A 19,721-nucleotide genomic window follows, 5' to 3' on the forward strand; every position below is an offset into this window, starting at 1 on the left:
GCCCTCTTAAAAAGTTAACCTGCTCACCATAGCAATTGAAAACCACAAGCTCAAACCCGACTGCAATCTAACGCAGAGCACTTTTTGGGTAATTTGCAGCGTGCTATATTGGTTTAAATTACCTTCAACAGGCGAAACTATGACACTTTCAACTACTTGGCTAAGCCAATCAGCCAAGCTAAAAACAACATTCAGTGCATTAGCGTTATGTGCGTTAAGTAATACAGCGATGGCCGATGTCATTGATAAATCAGCGGTGCAATTTATTGGCCCTCTTGGCGAAGATATGCAACTTAAGCCATATCAAACGGATCATCGCGATGCCATTATTGCTAACCTATTACCTAGCTTGCAAAAAAGCACCGATAGCATACGCGTTTTTGGTAATGAGCTTGACTGGCAATCATTCGACAAAGTGAGCGCGCTAACACTTGGTGGTTTGCAAGCACTCAAATTTACCGCCTCGACAGAGCGTTTTAGCCAAGGCTCATTAACACTTAAAGGCATTGAAAACGCGCAGCTATTTATTGATGGTGAAAAGCAAACAGAAAAAAATAAAAGCTATGAGCTAGCTTTAAGCCAAGGCGATCATCAGTTTGTTATCATCACTGAGCAAGTAGCCAACTGGAATGAGGTTGAGCTTGATTTTACGGCTAAGTCAGAACTAGATGCTGTGCAATTTAGTGCTAAACAACAACACGGTTTGTCTGCTAAGCAATTATTTGATGCGCCAACAGTCAGTTATATTTCAATGGCACCAAATGGCGATTACTTCATTACTAGCCAACGTCATTACGAAGATGCAAGCGCTAATCAAGCGCAATATGTTACTGAACTTAAAGACGAAAAAAACAATACACTTTATCGCTTTGAGTCAGCCCAACCAAGTAACATTACTTGGAGCCCAGATAGCAAAAGTTTAGTGTATTTATTAAATGGCGAGCTTAAGCGTTTAAACCTAAAAACCATGCAACTTAGCGTCATTGCTAAAAACCTCTCTGGGGCAAATGGCTTTCAGTTTTTTGATAACAACAGCTTAATTTTTAGTTGGTCAAAGTCTCCAACAGATAATGGCAAGCTCACTAAGCATTACCAAGGCCTGCAAGACCGTTGGTCTTATGCTCGTACTACATCGCAAGTCTATTTACTCGATATATCAACAGGTCTAAGCAAAACCTTAAGCCAAGGACCACTTAGCCATTCACTTGAAGATTTTGACGCTAAAAGCGGTCACGTCTTAATGAGCCGCTCAGCACAAGCTATGCAACTCTCACCACAGCCAGCAACAGAACTTGTTGAGCTAAACTTAGCTTCAACGGCTCTTACGGTACTTGGTCAATACAAAACATTTAATCAGGCTAAATATACTGACGACGGAATTTATGTCACTGCCGGACCAGATTTTAATAATGGCTTAGGTCGTAATCTTCCTGAAGGGATGCTTGCTAATAACTATGATGGTCAACTTTATTTACTCAGCCGTGACGGTAAAAAAGCAACCCCTTTAAGTAAAGAGTTTAACCCGGCTATCGGCCAGTTAAACGTTCTTAAAAACGGTGATGCACTGATTAAAGTTACCGAGCAAGATACTGTACAACTTTATCAATTCGACTTAAGCAAAAAGCGTTTTAATAAAGTGAATACGGGCTTTGATGTTGTTGAGCAAGTTAGCTATTCACACGAACGCACCCCGCGCATTTTGGTTACCGGCACCACAGCGTCAACACCTCAGCAGTTAAAGCAACTAAGCTTAGGTAAGAGCCGCGCTAAAACTGTGTGGGACTCTAAGCCAATTGGCTATGAAAATACGCAAGTAGCCTCATTGGAAGTGTTTAACTTTACTAATAAGGATGGCATTGAAATTAAGGGTCGCGTTTATTTACCGCATGATTTAGATAGCAATAAACAATATCCTGCGCTGGTTTATTATTATGGCGGTACATCGCCAGTAACTCGTGGTTTTACCGGTCGCTACCCATTTAACCTATGGGCTGAGCATGGTTATGTTGTTTACGTTGTACAACCTACTGGCGCAACCGGCTTTGGCCAAGAGTTCTCGGCTAAACACGTCAACGCATGGGGCGAATACACCGCCAACGACATCATCGACGGCACAAAAGCCTTTTTAGATAAATATAGCTTTGTAGATAGTAAGCGTGTAGGTAATTTAGGAGCCTCTTACGGTGGCTTTATGACCATGCTACTCGCAACTAAAACAGATATGTTCAGTGCATCGATTGCTCATGCTGGAATTTCAAATATCACCTCGTACTGGGGCCAAGGTTGGTGGGGTTACTTATACTCAGCTGAGGCATCTAAAAATAGCTACCCGTGGAACAATCCTACACTTTATAGCCAGCACAGCCCGGTGTTTCATGCTGACAAAGTAACAACGCCGCTATTACTCCTTCATGGTGATTCGGATACCAACGTACCAGTTGGTGAAAGCCACAATATGTACACGGCATTAAAGTTATTAGGTAAAGATGTTGACCTGATTGAGTACAAAGGTGCAGATCACCAAATTTTTGCTCGAGATAAACGTTTCGACTGGTGGAATACCATGTTGGCTTATTTCGATAAAAACTTAAAAGATCAGCCACAATGGTGGCAATATCTTTATCCTGAAAAGTAGATTAATCACTTGGCTGAGTACTGTGCGAGTGCTCAGCTTTCACCCTTTTCAACTACAGCTAAGCCATTAAATTGTAAGAAATAGTTACAAACCTCGCCAATACACTTCTCAGCCTTTGCCATACAGTGCTAACATAACAACAAATCAAGTGTGAAATTAAAGCGAATGACTATTCAAGTTTTATTGGTTGAAGACGACGAACTACTCGTTAAACGCATTCTTAATCATTTTAAAGAAACTGAGTTTAATATTGAGGTAGATTCAACGGGGGCCGATGCATTAAGCATTGTGCAATCGCGTGCTTCATCAAAAGAAGCTATTTCTCTAGCCGTTATCGACATTGTGTTACCAAAACGCGATGGGCTTTTGCTTGCCAAAGAACTTAATGCACTAACAGATATTGGCGTTATTGTGCTGTCTAGTCGTGACTCGCAAGCTGACCGTATTGCAGGCCTTGCACAAGGTGCCGATGACTATATTTGCAAGCCGGTTGACTTACTTGAACTTGAACTAAGAATGCGCGCCCTTTTTAAGCGCATAAAAGGCTCTCAGCAAGATGATGAGAGTGAAGAGTTTATTGAATATGCCGACTTTAAACTGCACCCAGATAACCGCACATTAGTGACCCCTAATGGTGAAGAGTCTCGTCTCACCGAAGCAGAGCACAAGGTACTTATTTGCCTTATTGCAAATGCAGGTAAAGCGACATCACGTGAAAAAATTTCCGAAGAAATAGGTCAACCTGACTGGAGCCCAAGCGATCGTACCGTTGATGTACTTATTGGCCGCTTACGTAAAAAATTAAGCGATGAAAAAGACCAAAAACGTATCGTTACCGTTCGCGGCAAAGGTTACATGCTCTCTATTTAGCAAGTTATCTAATACTGCGTTAATTGACTAATTAACCGCTCAAAGGCGCGATAATTCAGCGCCTCTTTTAATTCATTTAAGGTAATTGCTGGCTGTGCTTTCAAGTCGCTAATGGTACGCGCAACTTTAATAACACGATGATATGAGCGTGGTGATAAAGCCAGTTTTTCGCTGGCTTTTGCTAAAAACTGCAGCTCAGCAGCTGCCAACTCACAATGAATGCTCATTTCTTTATTATTCAAGCGCGCATTCACTTTGCCTTGCCGGTTAAGTTGAATTGCATAAGCTCTTTCAACTCTGGCTCTTACTTGTTCACTGCTCTCTTCTACTTGCGTGCTCTGTAATTGGCTACTGGTGAGTCGCGGCAGCTCAATTTGTAGATCAATCCTATCGATAAATGGTCCAGATACTCGAGATAAATACCGCAATACTTGATCAGGCGTTGCACGCTTATCTGTATGGCTTCCTGTGGGGCTAGGGTTTAATGCGGCGATCAGCTGGAATTGCGATGGAAATTCCATTTGTCGCGCCGCTCGCGATATAGTCACCACGCCCGTTTCCATTGGTTCACGCAGTGAATCGAGCACTTTTCTCTCAAATTCAGGCAGCTCGTCTAAAAACAGTACACCATTATGAGCAAGAGAAATTTCTCCCGGCTTAGGGTTCGAAGAGCCACCAACAAGGGCCACAGCAGAGCAAGTATGATGTGGATTTCTGAAGGGGCGTTCACGCCAATTAGATAAATCAACCGACTGACCAATTATCGAATATAACGCGGCAGTGCTAATTGCTTCATCATCCGACATGGTTGGCATAATCGTAGGCATACGTTGGGCAAGCATTGACTTGCCAGTACCTGGAGGGCCAAGAAACAGTAAATTATGGCCACCAGCGGCTGCTATTTCGAGTACCCTTTTGGCGCCAGGTTGGCCTTTCACATCACTTAAATCGAGTAGCGAGTCACGCTGCGACTGCTGCTCAGGATAGCTAATATTAAGTGGCAGGGGTTGCTGATTTAATAAGTCATTCCAAACATCTTGTAAGGAGTAAACGGCTTTTCGAGCGACGCCCGAAACAAGGCTTGCGAGATTGTCGTTTTCAGCGGGTAAAAAACAACAGCGACCCTGCTCTTTCGCACCTAACACCGAAGGCAAAATAGCGTTAACCCCTCTTACCTCACCATTTAAAGCCAACTCTCCGTAAAACTCATAACGATGAATATCAGGGCAGTTTATTTGCCCAGAGGCGACTAAAATACCCACAGCAATAGCCAAGTCAAAACGGCCGCCTTCTTTAGGTAAATCAGCAGGTGCAAGGTTGACGGTTATTCGTTGATCTGGAAAACCAAACTGAGAGTTTTCGAGTGCGCTACGCACTCTATCTTTCGACTCTTTGACTGACGCTTCAGGTAAGCCAACGATATGAAAAGCGGGCAAGCCATTTCCTAAGTGTACTTCTACAATCACTTCAGGAGCTTGCACACCCACTTGTGCGCGTGAAAATATTCTAGCTAAAGACACGATCCATGATGTCCCTATCATTCATCCTTAAATTAAGTTTAGTCGGGATATTTAAAAACGTGTAATGTCAGTTGCCATTTCATTGCAGCTAAACGCAGTGATAAGGTCATTAACATGGCTAATATCATAGCTACTTCGGTCACTAAACCCAGCGAAATACTTAATGTATAAACAATGCCACCAGCGATACAAGCAATTGCATAAAGCTCGCCCTTTAATAGCATCGGCATATTTCCAGCCAGCACATCACGGATAACACCGCCAAAACAGGCTGTTATTACACCCATGATAATCGCCGTGGTGTCTGGCATACCTGCGAGCATGGCTTTTTGTGTGCCCATCACCGCAAAAAATGCCAAACCGAAAGCATCAGCAACTTGCAGCGCATTAAGTGAAATAGAACGCTGCTTATTGATTAATCGAGTGGTGACAAATACAGACAATAAAATAGCCCAGAAATAGCTTTGATCATGTAGCCAAAATACAGGAACATCTAAAATAACGTCGCGCACAGTCCCACCGCCAATAGCAGTGACAGTGGCCAACACAACAACCCCAAAGCCATCCATTTTTTTGTTGTACGCCAGTAGCGTTCCAGAAACTGCAAACACGGCTACGCCGAATAAATCAAACCAATGGTAAAGTTCAGTCATGTTTGTAACTAAAAAGTAATGTTAGTGCCGTTGTAACATAAACTTTTCAATCTTTTAAGCGAAGTTTCGATTACTCGCCTTTTTCGACCAGCTCAATAAACTTTAAACTTTGCATCATAACGTTATCTGCAAGCGTAGAGTCTGAAAAGTAAGATTCCTTCTCAGTTGCTTTACTAGGAGCTGCCAACAAGATGTTATAATCATCCTCTAACTCGACCCATAAGCTTCGTTCTTGAGCATTTAATTGCGCATGTTTTTTACGAACATTGTCGGCTTCATAAAATGCCTCTTGTGCTTTTAAGAATGCATCTTGTGATTCTTCGCTCATATCTTCACTTGAAAACAAGCTATTACTTAAATCACTAATGTCTTCTTGCATTGCATCCATCGTTTGGCACCCACTAAGGGTAAGAAGTAATACTGAGAAATATAACGCTTTCATAAACTAACTCCTCAAAAAAGCCCAGTAGCATTGCTGCTACTGGGCTCAGAAAATTACTGCTTAATTAAACTGCCCGATACAAAAGTGTGTAACTCGGGATCATCATTATCATCGTAGGTTTCAGGTACTTCGAAACCTAGCGTTGCTACACTAAAACCACCTTCAATGGTTATTACGGGTGTCATAGTCACACCATAGCCATAATTTTGCGTAGCTGTTGGTTCGCTATACATCATCAACGACCCAAGATCTAATGCCCACTCTGCTGAGCGTACTTCACCATCTAACTCAAATGTTGCAGTACCATCATTACTTATAACGACATTAGAGGTTTCTAAACCACTGCCATCATCAGCCATAAAGGTAAATACATGTGAGCCAATAAGATCTGCTTCAGTGAAAGCTGCTTGATCAATAACTCGTGTAACGCGTTCGAAGAGGCCAAAATCATCGCCGTCTTTGAACTGTATAAAGTTACCTTGTGGCTTCACAATAAAGTAAGGGTCAGCAAATTCAATTGGGTCACCATAGGTTTTTACATAGAAATCAACCACTACCTTTTGAGTTTCTGCATCATAGGTGTAGTAACCACCTGATATACCTAACTCATCAAACTCAGTATCATGAGCAAGCTCTAAGAAAGTGCCATCCTCTTTAAATACAGCAATGAAGAAATCTCCATCGTAAGAGCCATATGTATAACCCCCTATTAGCGGGTTTGATTCACTGTAGATTCTACTTAGCGTAATAGTACCCTCACCTTCGATATCGAATGTCAGCGTATCTCCATCAACACTGGCAACAATACTGCCAGCATCATCTATACCGAAACTACCATTGGTATCTTCCGTAATAGTGACATCAAAAGCGCCTGTTGTTTCATCCCAAGTAAAGTCACCAATTTCAAAACCAGGGAATGCGGTGTCATCATCAGGGTCGTCCATTGCTTGAATTTGTAACCATTTTCCATCACGAATAATTACCGCGACATCAGGCTCATCAGCAAGCTGCCAAGCCCCATCTAATGGATGATCCGTTGCAGGACGCTCTACAACAACTTGCTCTTCAGCCATTGCCTTATCAAAGTACCACGCTTGTTTAGCATCTTCAGTACAACTACCTGCTTGCTCATACACGCAAATAGTTAAGAAGTTTCGATCAAAGTCACTCACTTCAGCCTTCATGCTATCAAATAGTAATTTCCCTGACGCTAAACTGTAGTCGTATTGATTGACCACTCCAAGGTAAGTGAAGGTGATTTGATGGCTATACTCTGCCGTCATCTCATCATAAATAGTCGCTATTTTAATGGTTTCTACACCTAGCTCTCTTGGTGAATAAAGTTCAATGTAGTTAGTTGTAATTGGGTAGCCATTATTATCAAAACTTGCGTTCTCTTCTAACCAATAGGGTGCGAATTTAGTTACCCCATACTCATCTGACACAGAGAAGTTACGCAGATGAGATGAATAATCTTCGACACGCTCCGAACCATCATAGTTAAAAAAGCGATATTTACGATACGTAAAGTTTTGACCATTGTTAGTGGCTAATAATCGCTGCGAGAACTCACTGTATACTTGGCAAACTTCCCCTTCAGGACAAATTGGCTGAACACCATTGCTCGTAAAATAGTTATATCTTAAGAACACTCCCTCACTGCTTACTTGCCAAGAACGAAAGTTTTGATTCAGGTTAAAGTTCATTAAACCATCATCATACACATCATAGTGGAGGTCTGTTTGAGGTGAGTTATAGCCTTGGTAAACAGTCCATTTACCCAATAGGTCTGACTTAGTAAATGAAAGCTGATTATCTCTCACCATTAAACCTGTGACTGTACGTGAGCTATCGTCCGCTTTAGCTTCGAGTGATGCCGCAAATTGATAACCCACTTGTACATTTTTAACGAGCCAAATAGCGATGTCATAACTAATAGTTTCTGCACTATTGCTTATAAGCAGTCGATTCCCATCAACTTGCCAAGTCACACTAACAGGCGCGTTATCGTTATCAATGAGCGTTCCTGTTCCACCAGAAAGTAACTCAACACTTACTGCACTACTATATCCACCAAACTCGCTTAGGTTATCAATAACCCAATTACCAATAAGTTCATCAGCTGTCACAGCAAGTGTTTGCTGTTGTTCAATAAGGGTGGCGTTATAGTTCGATTCTGTAGTTCTATATACAACATCTGAACTGGTTATGCGTGTTTCGCTTTTACGGAAAAACTCAACCGTTCTGTTTGCATCGTTTTCAAGAAGAATAGTTAGGTCTAACTCAACTAAGTACTCACAAACATCTAGCTGTTCATCGTTTCCATCAGTAACCACAAAGCAACTCATTAATGCTGGCTCAGCCAAAGTAATTGTGATGTCTTGCTCTTGTTGCGACCAACTAAAGTCAGTATCAACATCCAGTAAACTGACATACCCGGTACCATCATTATTAAACTCAAACTGCCCAACTGAAGTTCGATAATATTGTGGCTGCATTAATAAATAATTGCCGGTCAGATTATTGATTGTTTGATCAACTAATTCATCATCATCTTTAATCTCTTCTTTTGTAGAGTCAATTAATCCTGGGTCTTGGCTTTCAACTGTATTTATAAAGTCATCAATTTGTTCAGCGCTAGATATTAAATCAAGGGTCGAATCGACACCCTCAGGTAGTTCGTAGTCATCATTATCTACAATGATCTTGATTAACGCTGCAAGTAGCAGTTTTTCGTCAGCATCAACAGCGAGTAAAGCTTCATCTAATGCTTGTTCAGAATCGATGTTTGTACCGTCGCGGCTTAAAAGTGCAAACTCTGCAGTACTGACATTAGTAATGTTTACGCCAAAGTTTTCATCTTTGCTTAATGTGCCATCGGCTCCTGCTTGTGAAACAAGCGTTGCGATAGACTTCAGTTGGGATACAAATTCAACGCCCGGATCAATGGAGTTATTACCCAACGCCACCAGCTTAACCAGTTCATCAGCATCTGAGTCATCAACCTCAATGTTTACGCTATAGCGGCCTTGTGCATCAGCGGTAATCTCAAATTGTTCATCACCAATCTGCACCACAATACTTGAGTTGATAATCGGCTCATCGGTTACAATACCGGTGATCGTTACGCTGAGCACTTTACGTTTAAGCTCAATCGTTACTGTTGCTGTGGCGGTTGCACCATCATCATCGGTGACTGTCAGTGAAACAACGACATCTGCATCATCTTCAATCTCAGGCGCGGTGATCGTAAGTGTACTTGTATCACTGCCGGTAAGTGTTAGATCTGGACCTGATGTTTGCTGCCATGCGTAACTTGCAATTGTGCCATCACTGTCTGTTGCCGTCGCTTGTAGGACTAAATCGCCACCTTCTGTTACGCTGCTATCACTACTAATAGATACCGTGGGATTTTTGTTTGTAGCGACGGGAGGGGTATCATCATCGTCATCACCACCTCCACCGCCTCCACCACAAGCGGTTAAAGCGACAAGACTTGTCGCTAGTAATAATTGTTTTAAATACTTTATGGAGTGAAAATTAGGGGGGCTCATCATGCTAATCCTTACATTGAGTACTGTATTTCCCTAAAAAGAGGCAACTGCATACACAGTTGCCATAACTCAAGGGAAGCAAAACCTATTTTGAACATGAAATAAAGGCGGGATCTCAGTGTCGTCCTTAACCATAATCTGAATTCAGTCATGTTTGCCCGTCAAATATGAACACCCGAGATCCCATCAAAGCGATTCATTTTTCGTTAAGGTTCAAGGGTAGATTAGTTACAAGAAATAAGTATGCTGAATGCCGACAAAAATGTACTCAAATACGACATTTCCTATATAAACAACATGTTATATGTAATGACATTGGTACTCTTTCGCTGTCATGCCATATTTTGCTTTAAAAAATTTAGAAAAATACGAGCGTGACGAAAAGCCCACATCATCTATTACTAAGCTTATTTGTCGCCCCTGTCTTAGTAATTCAGCAGCTTTACTCAGTCGATAATTACGCAAATACTCACTAGGAGTAATGTTTAATAGAACTTTTAACTTACGTTGTAATTGACGCTCACTAAGCGCTAATTCTTTCGCACAATTCACCATAGAGAAACCTTGTTGCTGGTAATGCTCAGCAACATACAACTCAAGCTTTTCAAGCAGCTGTTTGTCACGAGGATCAACCACAACCGGTTGCTTTGTCTCAACATGATCAGGTGCATCCATAGTTTGCTGTTGAGAATATAAATTGACCCAATGTATCCAATTCTCAACTTTTAAAAATAGCTCTTCTCTATCAAATGGTTTGGTGATCACATCTAGCGCATGCTGTTGCAAACTACTTACTCGGGTTTCATAGTCGCCCTTGGCGGTCAAAATAATCACCGGAATATGACAAGTAACGGGCGAATTATGTAATGAATCTAAAACAGTAAAGCCATCGACTTTTGGCATCATTAGATCAGTAATTATTAAATCTGGTACTTGGCTCAGCGCTATTTGCAAACCGATCTGACCATCTTCAGCTAATAATACTTGATAGCGGTGCTGTAACTCTGTTTTTAGGTAATGACGTAGCTCGTCATTATCTTCAATAATTAATACACTTGCTTTGTCATGACTCACTTTTGATTTTAGGCTTGTACTATCAACAGGAACTTGCTCTGCAAATTGTGCTGTTTTAAATGCGAGTTTAAAGTTGGTTCCTTCTCCTAAACGACTTGCCAACACAATATTGCCTTTGTATTTATCGACCAGACGTTTAACGATAGCTAAACCTACGCCACTGCCTTCTACATTTGCATGACTACTTACTCTGTAGAAAGTATCAAACACCTTGTCTTTTTCAGCGTCTGCGATGCCTTTACCTGTGTCTGTTACTTCTATGTAGGCAAGCTCACCTGATGCGCTTATGATTAAGCTGACTTGGCCTTGCTGAGTATATTTAAAAGCATTGCTTAATAGATTAGTAAGAATCGTGATCACCCCTTCTCGGGTGCTTTCAATAAATACAGCCTCTTCAATATCAACCTTAAAGTCGATGGGCTTTTCACCTAACACAGCAAACTGCCCCGCGACCTCTCTGGCTATTGCCGATAATGATACAACTTTAATAATCTCTTCATGGCGCTCATCATAGCGAGTCAAGGTTAGTAGCTTATCGACCAAGTTTTCTAAACGCCGACTATTACGCAATACCAAATTCAGTTGCTCACGCTTTTCAGTATTTCGCTCATCTGCTACGAGCTTTTGCAACGGCGCAATTAACAAACTCAAAGGAGTACGTAATTCATGGGATGCATGTGTGAAAAAACGCACTTTATTTTCGAGTGAGTCACTCAGAGCGTCAGCTTGCTGTTCGATTAGCATTTTTTGCTCTGCGATTTCGTCAGTGCGTTCGCTAACAATTTGCTCCAGATAATATTTTTGTTTGCGTATACGGCGAGTCCAAAGCACTGTGAATAACCACACCATAGCCAAAATCAGCATGGCTGCTAGCAGATAAAACTCACTTGTTTGCCACCAAGGCGCAAGAACCGTTATGTTTAACAGTAATGGGGTGAGCGCATTTGCCCCATTTTCACTACTAGCATTAACTTTCAACTGATATTTACCAGCAGGAAGATTAGTGTAGTCAACAGATAAAAACGACCCTGTAGCTTTTCGCCATTGGTGTTCAAAGCCTGCTAACTGATAGGAGTACTGGTTAGTCTGTGGCTCAGAGTAGTGTAGGTAACTAACCTGAAAATGAACCCGTTTAATTCCCGCAGGAATAGTCACTGAACGGCTTTTTTCTATTTGGTATAAACTGCCTAAACGGCTGACTCCCTGATTTACCACATCCTCATCATCAAACTGCAAACTAGTGAGTGCTAATTGCCCGCCAATAGTATTAACTTCAAGGTCAGCAGGATTAATGACACTAACCCCTTGAGTGCCACCAAACATCAAGCGGCCATCACGGGTTTTTAAATAAGCACCGGCATTAAATTCATTACCTTGTAAGCCATGTCGAGCTTTATAATTTTTTATGCTCATGGTTACAGGGTCTATTTTAGCGAGGCCGTTGTTGGTACTTAGCCAGACCCTATCTTCATTGTCTTTTAGCAACGCATAAACGACTTGATTAGGAAGGCCTTGAGCGACATTAAGCTGATGAACTTGCTGGTTGCTCAAATCAATAATATTTAAGCCGTTCGATGTTGCGAGCCACATTTGCTGATCAATTTTTAAAAACGCTCGCACTGTATTATCAGATAAAGCCAAGTCTCCTTTGCGATAATTAGTGAGGGTATCGGTTGCTGCGTTGTAGTGATAAGCCCCATCACCATCTGTGCCTATCCACAGATCTGCTTGCGAGCTTTTGTATAAACTCGTCACCCGCGCCGTTGGAATTACAAGTTGTGTATTTGCTACAGGCTGTGCAAAACTAATAAATTTGCCGCGCTGCCTATCAAAGCAAAACAGCCCCCCTCCATTAGTGCCGACCCAAACATTATTTTTCTCATCGACTAAAAGGTCATATATACTGTTTTCAGTTAAGCCATGCCCGCCTTCATCTGCCCGAAAGTGACTGATGCTGCCATCGGTATGCAAAACATCAATCCCTTGCTGCCAGCTGCCAATCCATATATCGCCATTACGATCTTCGGCGATGGCTTTAATTGCATTGCTACTGATTGAATACGGTGAACTTTCGGTGGTTATGCGATCTAAACGATTTAATTGCTTATCAAGAATATCGATACCGCCACCCCAGCTGCCATACCAAATACGTTGCTTTGAGTCTTCAAATAACGCCCACGCATCGTTACTTGAAAGTGGCGTTGGCTTTTTTAACTTACTAAATTGCAATGATGCAGGGTCGAGCTTACTGATCCCATGTGCAGTACCAAACCACATAATGTCGCTACTGTCTCGGTAGATACTATATACCCGGTCATGAGCAAGACTATATTTATCAAACGGGTCATGCGCTAAAACGGTGAAGCTTGCATCAATAGGGTCGTAAACATTAATTCCGCCGCCTCGCGTTGCTAGCCAAACTCGGCCTTGGCTATCAAACTCAATATCACGAATTTCATTACTACTAAGCCCAGAATTATCGTCATTAGAAGTTAACCACTGCGTTATTGTTTTGGTGCTTAGCTCAATCTTATACAAACCGCCGCCCTGACTTGCCAACCAAATACTGCCATCAGCGGCCTGTTTGATAGCGAAGATACTGCCATGAATATCTACAGGCTCAGCAAAGCCAGAAAAAACAGTATTAATTTGTTGTTTATTAATAAGATCATAATGAAGTAACCCAGCTCCATGCGTTCCTATCCAAAGTATGTCAGCGATTTTTGATAGCGCATAAATAGGTTTTTTTAACTCTGTTATTAACGTTTCAAGCTGCTCTGTTCGCTTATCGTAACGAAACAGGCTGCCGTCGTAAGTGCCAATATAAACTTGCTGCTGCGCTACTAATAAGCTTGTTATTCGGCGCTCTTTTAAAAGCGGCTTAGAAAATTGATAATTATGTAATGCGAGTTGGTTTACACCACTATTTCGAGTACCTATAAACAACGTTGACTCGTTGTCGATTGCCAATGGGTAAATATAGTTATTCGCTAGGCTATTTTCCTTATCGGATGCTGTGAATACAGTAAACTCATTACCATCAAAACGGTTTAAACCTGCCTGTGTTGAAATCCAGATAAAGCCTTGCTGGTCTTGAACAATATCAAACACAACACTTTGCGATAGACCATCATCAATATCGTAGTTTTGAAATGCACACAAAGCTGAAGGTAAGAACAGAAGAGCTAACAGCGCTATTAAAAAACGGATCATCCCTAAATCTACACATTTATTATTAGTTATTAATCAAGCGTAGTTCAGTTCAGCTAACATTCATAATCATTTCCCAATTTAGGGATGAATAACTAGGAAAGATATCAAGGAGTTGGATTTAGATGTGAGTTAGCGGGGTAAAGGTGCTAGGTGCTAGGTTCTAGGTCAAGCACAATCAGAAGAAAGGTTTGACATGAATTGTGTTGGGTTTCGCTACGCTCAAACCAACCTACACAAAGAATGAACTGGGTGAACACGAGTGAAAACACTGCACTAAACAACACTCTCATTCTACTTAAAACTTATAGCTTAAAGCTTCCAGCTTTTTCAGGCATGAAAAACACGCTTTCGCTTGCCTATTATATAATTTCAGTTGATTGCGGGGGCTGTGAATTTTGAGAGCGAACCGACGACATTCGGGCTCTGAACCGAATTTCAGGCATAAAAAAACACGCTTTCGCGTGCCTACTTATCAAACTCATTTAATTTCAACCTTTAATTTCAGTTGGTTGCGGGAGCTGTGAATTTTGAGGGCGAACCGACGACCTTCGGGCTCTGAACCTGAATTTCAGGCATAAAAAAACACGCTTTCGCATGCCTACTTATCAAACTCATTTAATTTCAATCTTCAATTTCAGTTGGTTGCGGGAGCTGTGAATTTTGAGGGCGAACCGACGACCTTCGGGCTCTGAACCTGAATTTCAGGCATAAAAAAACACGCTTTCGCGTGCCTACTTATCAAACTCATTTAATTTTAATCTTCAATTTCAGTTGGTTGCGGGAGCTGTGAATTTTGAGGGCGAACCGACGACCTTCGGGCTCTGAACCTGAATTTCAGGCATAAAAAAACACGCTTTCGCGTGCCTAGTATTACATATAAATTTTTAATTTCAGTTGGTTGCGGGAGCCGGATTTGAACCGACGACCTTCGGGTTATGAGCCCGACGAGCTACCAGGCTGCTCCATCCCGCGCCTGAAATTATTAAGTTTATTTTACTTCTTGCTTAATTTAAGAAGTCAGCCAATTCAGAGAATTGGTTGCTGGAGCTGTGAAGGTGAAGAGTGAACCGACGACCTTTAAAGTTCCAACAATATACCAATCTTTTAAAAGATTGGTTGCGGGAGCCGGATTTGAACCGACGACCTTCGGGTTATGAGCCCGACGAGCTACCAGGCTGCTCCATCCCGCGCCTGAATATTAAGTTTATTTTACTTCTCACTTAATTTAAGAAGTCAGCCAATTCAAAGAATTGGTTGCGGGAGCCGGATTTGAACCGACGACCTTCGGGTTATGAGCCCGACGAGCTACCAGGCTGCTCCATCCCGCGCCTGTAATCTCTAAGTAACATAAGCATGTTATTGCTGCCCTGTTCCAGAGAGAGCGCTATCATATAGCAATAAGATGAGAAATCAAGAGTTATAGTGACAAATTTAATTCAAGCGAACAAAAAGCACACAAAACACCGTTAGAATGCACGCTGATGAGGACTAATCATTTTTTGCCACTCCCAATCAGGGTGACCCATCACGATAAAATCAGGGTTTTCTGTGCTTTCTCGTTGATTGTAAGTTAACGGGTTGAACTCGGCATCTGTAATACAGCCACCAGCTTCTTCGACAATCACTTGTGACGCACCAGTATCCCACTCACCCGTTGGCCCGATACGTAAAAAGCAGTCCGCTTTACCCTCAGCGATAATACACGCTTTTAATGAACATGAGCCTAATGCCACCGTCGCAAACTGAGTATTTAAATACTGGCTGACCGCTTCAATTTTTTGTCTGCGGCTTACAGCTAAGGTTAAATTATCCGGCGTTGCTACCGAAATTTGCTGATCTTGGCCATTTTCACGTTTAAACGCGCCATTTTGATAACTAGCAAAATAAGTCACTTGTTTCGCTGGCCAATGGATAACACCCAGTACTGGGCGATTATTTTCAACTAAAGCGATATTAACTGCAAAATCACCGCTTTCGAGAATAAACTCCCCGGTACCATCCATAGGATCAAGCAGCCAATAACGGTGCCAATCTTTTCTGTCTGCCAGCGCCGGAATGGGTGTTTCTTCTGACATAATTGGAATATCAGGGGCTATGGCTTTCAAACCAGCCATTAATACATCGTTCGATGCTAAGTCAGCCTTGGTGACCGGAGTATGATCTGACTTTTGCTCAGCACCAATATCATCCTGCTGATAAATGGCCATAATGGCATCGCCTGCTTGCTCAGCTAACCGAATACACGGTTCTAAAAAATCATTCATTGCCCGCTCCCGACTCTAAGTACTTTGTTAATAATAGCAAAGCTGCGACACTTCGTGCTTCAGTAAAGTCTTCTTGTTGCAATAATGATTGCCAATCACTTATTGGCCATTTTACCACGACAAGCGGTTCAGGCTCATCACCGGGTAAGGTTTCAGGGTAGAGGTCTTCAGCATACAAAATATGCATAGTGGCATTAAAGTAACTCGGCGCCATGCTGACTTTTTTAAGTTCAGCAAAATGTTTAGCACCAAAACCAACTTCTTCTTTAAGCTCACGGTCTGCAGCTTGCTGTGGGGTTTCGCCTGGGTCAATTAAGCCCTTTGGAAAACCCAACTGATAATCATTGGTGCCTGCACAATATTCTCGCACTAATAACAGTTCGTTATCGGCCGTTACTGGCACAATCATAACTGCCCCTCTGCCACCGCCACGAATTCTTTCGTATTGCCTTTGCTCATCATTTGAGAACTTCAATTCGAGAGATTCAACAGTAAATAGTCGACTTTTAGCGACAACTTCATTAGACAAAATTTGCGGTGGTGTAGGATGCTTTTTCTGTGTCATTGGCATTAATTTGCTATCATGGCAGTTATGCTCATCATAAATCTTTTAAAGTGAATTGCCTATGTTAAATTGGTCAAAAATCGATACTGTGTTGTTAGATATGGATGGCACCCTACTCGATTTGCATTACGATAATTACTTTTGGCTAACTGTTATTCCCGAGCAATATGCGCGTAAACATAAAATCAGCTTAGACGAAGCAAAAGCTGACATTTTACATCGTTATCAACAAGTTCACGGACAAATTAATTGGTACTGCTTAGATTATTGGCAACAACAACTTGATTTACCAATTATGGCGCTAAAACGTGACATACAACATTTAATCAGAATTCGTGAAGATGTTCCGCCGTTTTTAACTGAGCTTAGAAAAGCAGGCAAGCAATTGATCATGCTTACTAACGCACACCCAGATTGTGCCATGTTAAAGTTTGAACACACTGCTATCGATAATTACTTAGATGGTGTGATCTCAACTCATCAATATGGCGTGAGTAAAGAGCATCAACCATTATGGCAACAAGTACATCAAGAATGGCAGTTTGATAAGGAACGGACTTTATTTGTGGACGACAGCCCTGCCGTGCTAGATGCAGCAAAAGAGTTTGGTATTGGTCATATACTTGCGGTTGCCAACCCTGATAGTCAGCAACCGCATAAGCAGTTCGATGGCTTTTTATCAACCATCGATTTTCGCGAGCTTATACCCGTTGAATGATTACTTCGGGTAACGCTGCTCTAAGCCTTGATATACAAGTTTTGCAAAATCTGCATGCTCTGTATCTAGGCTTTTTACCACTTCAACTAAGTGCTCGTTATCTTCTTGGCCATTCCACACCTTGATATAGCTACCGTCTTTGTAGCCATGATCTTGGCGGAAGAAATTCAAGGTGTTTTTACCAACGTAGCCACGGTATAAATCATCGATATCCATACCGATTTGTGCCATACAACCAGCAAATGCAGCTGCATTAAAACTCTTTTCAGCGACTGCTGAGGCGGCTAATAATTCGAGTGTTTGTTTAAAGTCATCGGCTTTAACTGGTGCACTTAACTCAGCTTCAAGTTGCGCAGCTAAATGCTCATAGCTGGTTTCACCATCAATGCGTAAAGATAAACCAAAATGGAAAATATCAACTAACTCTAAAATAACTTGTTCTGTATCTGGGGTTTGTTTCTTCCACCACTTCCAACCGTAGTGGTCAAGCATTTCAGCACACTCAACCCAAATTGCACGATACCATTCAAAACCTTGGCTAAACCATTGCTCATGAACTTTGGTATTCATCGCATTTTGCATCTCGAGCATAACAACGAGTTTTTGTAAATTAGCAGACATTCTTTATCCCAACTTGCATTTTTTATTTGCCTATATACTACAGTTAAATTTGAGTTTGATGTAGGTAAAGATGAAATAAATCCCGCAACAATCAGGTCATCTTTGCAGTTGATAAAAATAACCGAGGAAGCCCATGTTTAAATCTCTATTCATTAGTGCACTGTTTGTACTATCAAGCCACGTTATCGCTGCAACTGCGACTAATATTGCCGAGTCAGCAGAGCAAGTTAGTCCGTTATTACCTGGCTTAACGGTGCCAAATGTTGAATTGAAAGACCAATACGGTAAAACCGTCTCGCTAGCTGAGCGCTTTAAAGAAAAAACTACCGTGCTGATTGTTTATCGTGGTGGCTGGTGCCCATATTGTTCAAAACAGTTGGCCAGCGTGCAAAAAATTGAGAAAGAATTAGCAAGCTTAGACGCGCAACTAATTGCCGTTTCACCAGATAGCCCTGAAAAACTCGCTGAAACAAAAATTACAGCTCCTAGCTATCAATTGCTTTCTGACGACAGCCTTACTTTGGCGCAAACGTTAGGTTTAGCATTTTATTTAGATGACAAAACAGCAAAGATTTACCGCAATAAGCTTGGGGTTAACTTTGTCTCGTTAGAAGGTGAGCCGAAAGTAGCACTGCCTGTACCCGCAGTATTCGTGTTAGATACAAATGGGTTAGTTCATTTTCAATACGCCAACCCAAATTACAAAGTACGCTTAACAGAAGATTTATTACTAGCTGCTGTTAAATCAGTGAGTGAGCAATAAATTAGCTACCGATAAGCAGAACATGTGTCTGCTTACCGGCCTTGTGTAAATTCTTGCCAAGATTCAATTAAATCAACAAAATCTTCAAAGCCACAGCCACTGCACAGGCCTTCTTCTTCAAGCATTAAATCATCATCTTGGTAGGCAACTAAGTCTTCGTTATCTTGATGTAATGCATGTGCTTCGAACAGCGCTTCATCTTTACTTAAGATCAAATCAATTTCTTGACCTTGTAAGGTTAAAGGCTCATGACTGTTCTTAACAGCAGAGATCAACGCTTGCACCATCGCAATTTTTTCTTTTCCGACTTCTTCGTTTAGCCAACGGCCTATGATGGCGTGTTCAGAGGAAATTTTAATGCGTAAACCGCTAATAGGGTCGCGGATAAATTGATATTCCATGGAGGGTACTCTTAATACGTTATCTGCTAATTATACCGTTTGCAGCTAAACGTGGCGAGTTTAGTCGCCTAAAACAACTCGAGCGCCTAAGTGGCGCTCGTGTTTGTGCTAATTAAATAGCTAGAGTCGCGATTTGAATCGTGCAGCATCAATAATCGCCCATAGGTATACGATTGGCAGTAGAATAAAGCCAACTGCCACATAAATTAGTGCACCACTAATAACCCATGCTAAAAAGAATGCAATAGCCGCCATTAAACGACCTTGTACCAATTGTCCTAAACCAGGAAAAAAGATATTACATATTGCTGCGATTACATTACCGCCAGAACCTTGCTCTGCCATACTAACCTCTGTAGTTTTTAATGATTATACTTTTTATAATCACACTTTATGCCAACTTATTATGACTTACAAATCAAAGTGTT

Annotated in this window: 14 protein-coding genes and 3 tRNA genes; 4 read left to right on the forward strand and 13 right to left on the reverse strand. The window is 41.6% G+C overall.

Going from position 1 to position 19,721, the window contains the following annotated elements:
- Positions 1-139 precede the first annotated feature (139 nt).
- On the forward strand, positions 140-2,635 hold the full coding sequence (locus AADY36_RS15940) for an alpha/beta hydrolase family protein (RefSeq protein WP_342409216.1): 2,496 nt from the start codon (positions 140-142) through the stop codon (positions 2,633-2,635).
- A gap of 165 nt (positions 2,636-2,800) precedes the next feature.
- Positions 2,801-3,505: a response regulator transcription factor gene (locus AADY36_RS15945; RefSeq protein WP_054563933.1), complete on the forward strand. Its 705-nt coding sequence runs from the start codon at positions 2,801-2,803 to the stop codon at positions 3,503-3,505.
- Between the two features lie 8 nt (positions 3,506-3,513).
- Here the strand turns inward: AADY36_RS15945 and AADY36_RS15950 are convergent, their stop codons facing one another.
- From AADY36_RS15950 to nudE, 10 genes are all read right to left on the reverse strand, one after another.
- Positions 3,514-5,025 (reverse strand): YifB family Mg chelatase-like AAA ATPase, encoded by a 1,512-nt coding sequence (locus AADY36_RS15950; protein WP_055199365.1) that lies wholly within the window; start codon positions 5,023-5,025, stop codon positions 3,514-3,516.
- A gap of 38 nt (positions 5,026-5,063) precedes the next feature.
- Positions 5,064-5,678 carry a trimeric intracellular cation channel family protein gene (locus AADY36_RS15955; RefSeq protein ID WP_054563935.1) on the reverse strand — a complete coding sequence of 205 codons (615 nt, stop codon included), beginning with the start codon at positions 5,676-5,678 and terminating at the stop codon, positions 5,064-5,066.
- A gap of 70 nt (positions 5,679-5,748) precedes the next feature.
- Positions 5,749-6,120 carry a hypothetical protein gene (locus AADY36_RS15960; RefSeq protein ID WP_054563936.1) on the reverse strand — a complete coding sequence of 124 codons (372 nt, stop codon included), beginning with the start codon at positions 6,118-6,120 and terminating at the stop codon, positions 5,749-5,751.
- A 53-nt stretch (positions 6,121-6,173) separates the two neighbouring features.
- The gene (locus AADY36_RS15965) at positions 6,174-9,677 is read right to left on the reverse strand and encodes a COG1470 family protein (protein ID WP_342409217.1); all 3,504 of its coding nucleotides are present in this window, start codon (positions 9,675-9,677) and stop codon (positions 6,174-6,176) included.
- 297 nt (positions 9,678-9,974) lie between these two features.
- Positions 9,975-13,961 (reverse strand): hybrid sensor histidine kinase/response regulator transcription factor, encoded by a 3,987-nt coding sequence (locus AADY36_RS15970; protein WP_342409218.1) that lies wholly within the window; start codon positions 13,959-13,961, stop codon positions 9,975-9,977.
- 895 nt (positions 13,962-14,856) lie between these two features.
- Positions 14,857-14,933 (reverse strand) — tRNA-Met (locus tag AADY36_RS15975).
- 141 nt (positions 14,934-15,074) lie between these two features.
- Positions 15,075-15,151 (reverse strand) — tRNA-Met (locus tag AADY36_RS15980).
- Between the two features lie 61 nt (positions 15,152-15,212).
- A tRNA-Met gene (locus tag AADY36_RS15985) sits at positions 15,213-15,289 on the reverse strand.
- A gap of 138 nt (positions 15,290-15,427) precedes the next feature.
- Positions 15,428-16,225 (reverse strand): 3'(2'),5'-bisphosphate nucleotidase CysQ, encoded by a 798-nt coding sequence (gene cysQ / locus AADY36_RS15990; protein ID WP_055021754.1) that lies wholly within the window; start codon positions 16,223-16,225, stop codon positions 15,428-15,430.
- Positions 16,218-16,790 (reverse strand): ADP compounds hydrolase NudE, encoded by a 573-nt coding sequence (gene nudE / locus AADY36_RS15995; RefSeq protein ID WP_171040476.1) that lies wholly within the window; start codon positions 16,788-16,790, stop codon positions 16,218-16,220. The genes cysQ and nudE overlap by 8 nt, the downstream gene beginning before the upstream one ends.
- A gap of 61 nt (positions 16,791-16,851) precedes the next feature.
- On the opposite strand from nudE, the gene yrfG reads away from it, so the two are divergent.
- Entirely contained in the window at positions 16,852-17,508 is a 657-nt protein-coding gene (yrfG, locus tag AADY36_RS16000) for a GMP/IMP nucleotidase (protein ID WP_054563941.1), read from the forward strand.
- Here yrfG and AADY36_RS16005 read toward each other — a convergent pair whose 3' ends face one another.
- Positions 17,509-18,129: a dUTP diphosphatase gene (locus AADY36_RS16005; RefSeq protein ID WP_054563942.1), complete on the reverse strand. Its 621-nt coding sequence runs from the start codon at positions 18,127-18,129 to the stop codon at positions 17,509-17,511.
- A 133-nt stretch (positions 18,130-18,262) separates the two neighbouring features.
- Here AADY36_RS16005 and AADY36_RS16010 point away from each other — a divergent pair, with 133 nt between their 5' ends.
- Positions 18,263-18,892, forward strand: coding sequence for a peroxiredoxin-like family protein (locus AADY36_RS16010; protein ID WP_054563943.1), 630 nt, complete (start codon positions 18,263-18,265; stop codon positions 18,890-18,892).
- A gap of 32 nt (positions 18,893-18,924) precedes the next feature.
- Here AADY36_RS16010 and AADY36_RS16015 read toward each other — a convergent pair whose 3' ends face one another.
- Entirely contained in the window at positions 18,925-19,293 is a 369-nt protein-coding gene (locus AADY36_RS16015) for a YacL family protein (protein ID WP_054563944.1), read from the reverse strand.
- 120 nt (positions 19,294-19,413) lie between these two features.
- Complete coding sequence (locus AADY36_RS16020; RefSeq protein WP_054554878.1) at positions 19,414-19,638, reverse strand: hypothetical protein; 225 nt, start codon at positions 19,636-19,638, stop codon at positions 19,414-19,416.
- Between the last annotated feature and the right edge of the window lie 83 nt (positions 19,639-19,721).

Source organism: Pseudoalteromonas sp. D15MCD-2 (genome assembly GCF_038562745.1).
In the GTDB taxonomy this organism is placed as follows: Bacteria; Pseudomonadota; Gammaproteobacteria; order Enterobacterales; family Alteromonadaceae; genus Pseudoalteromonas.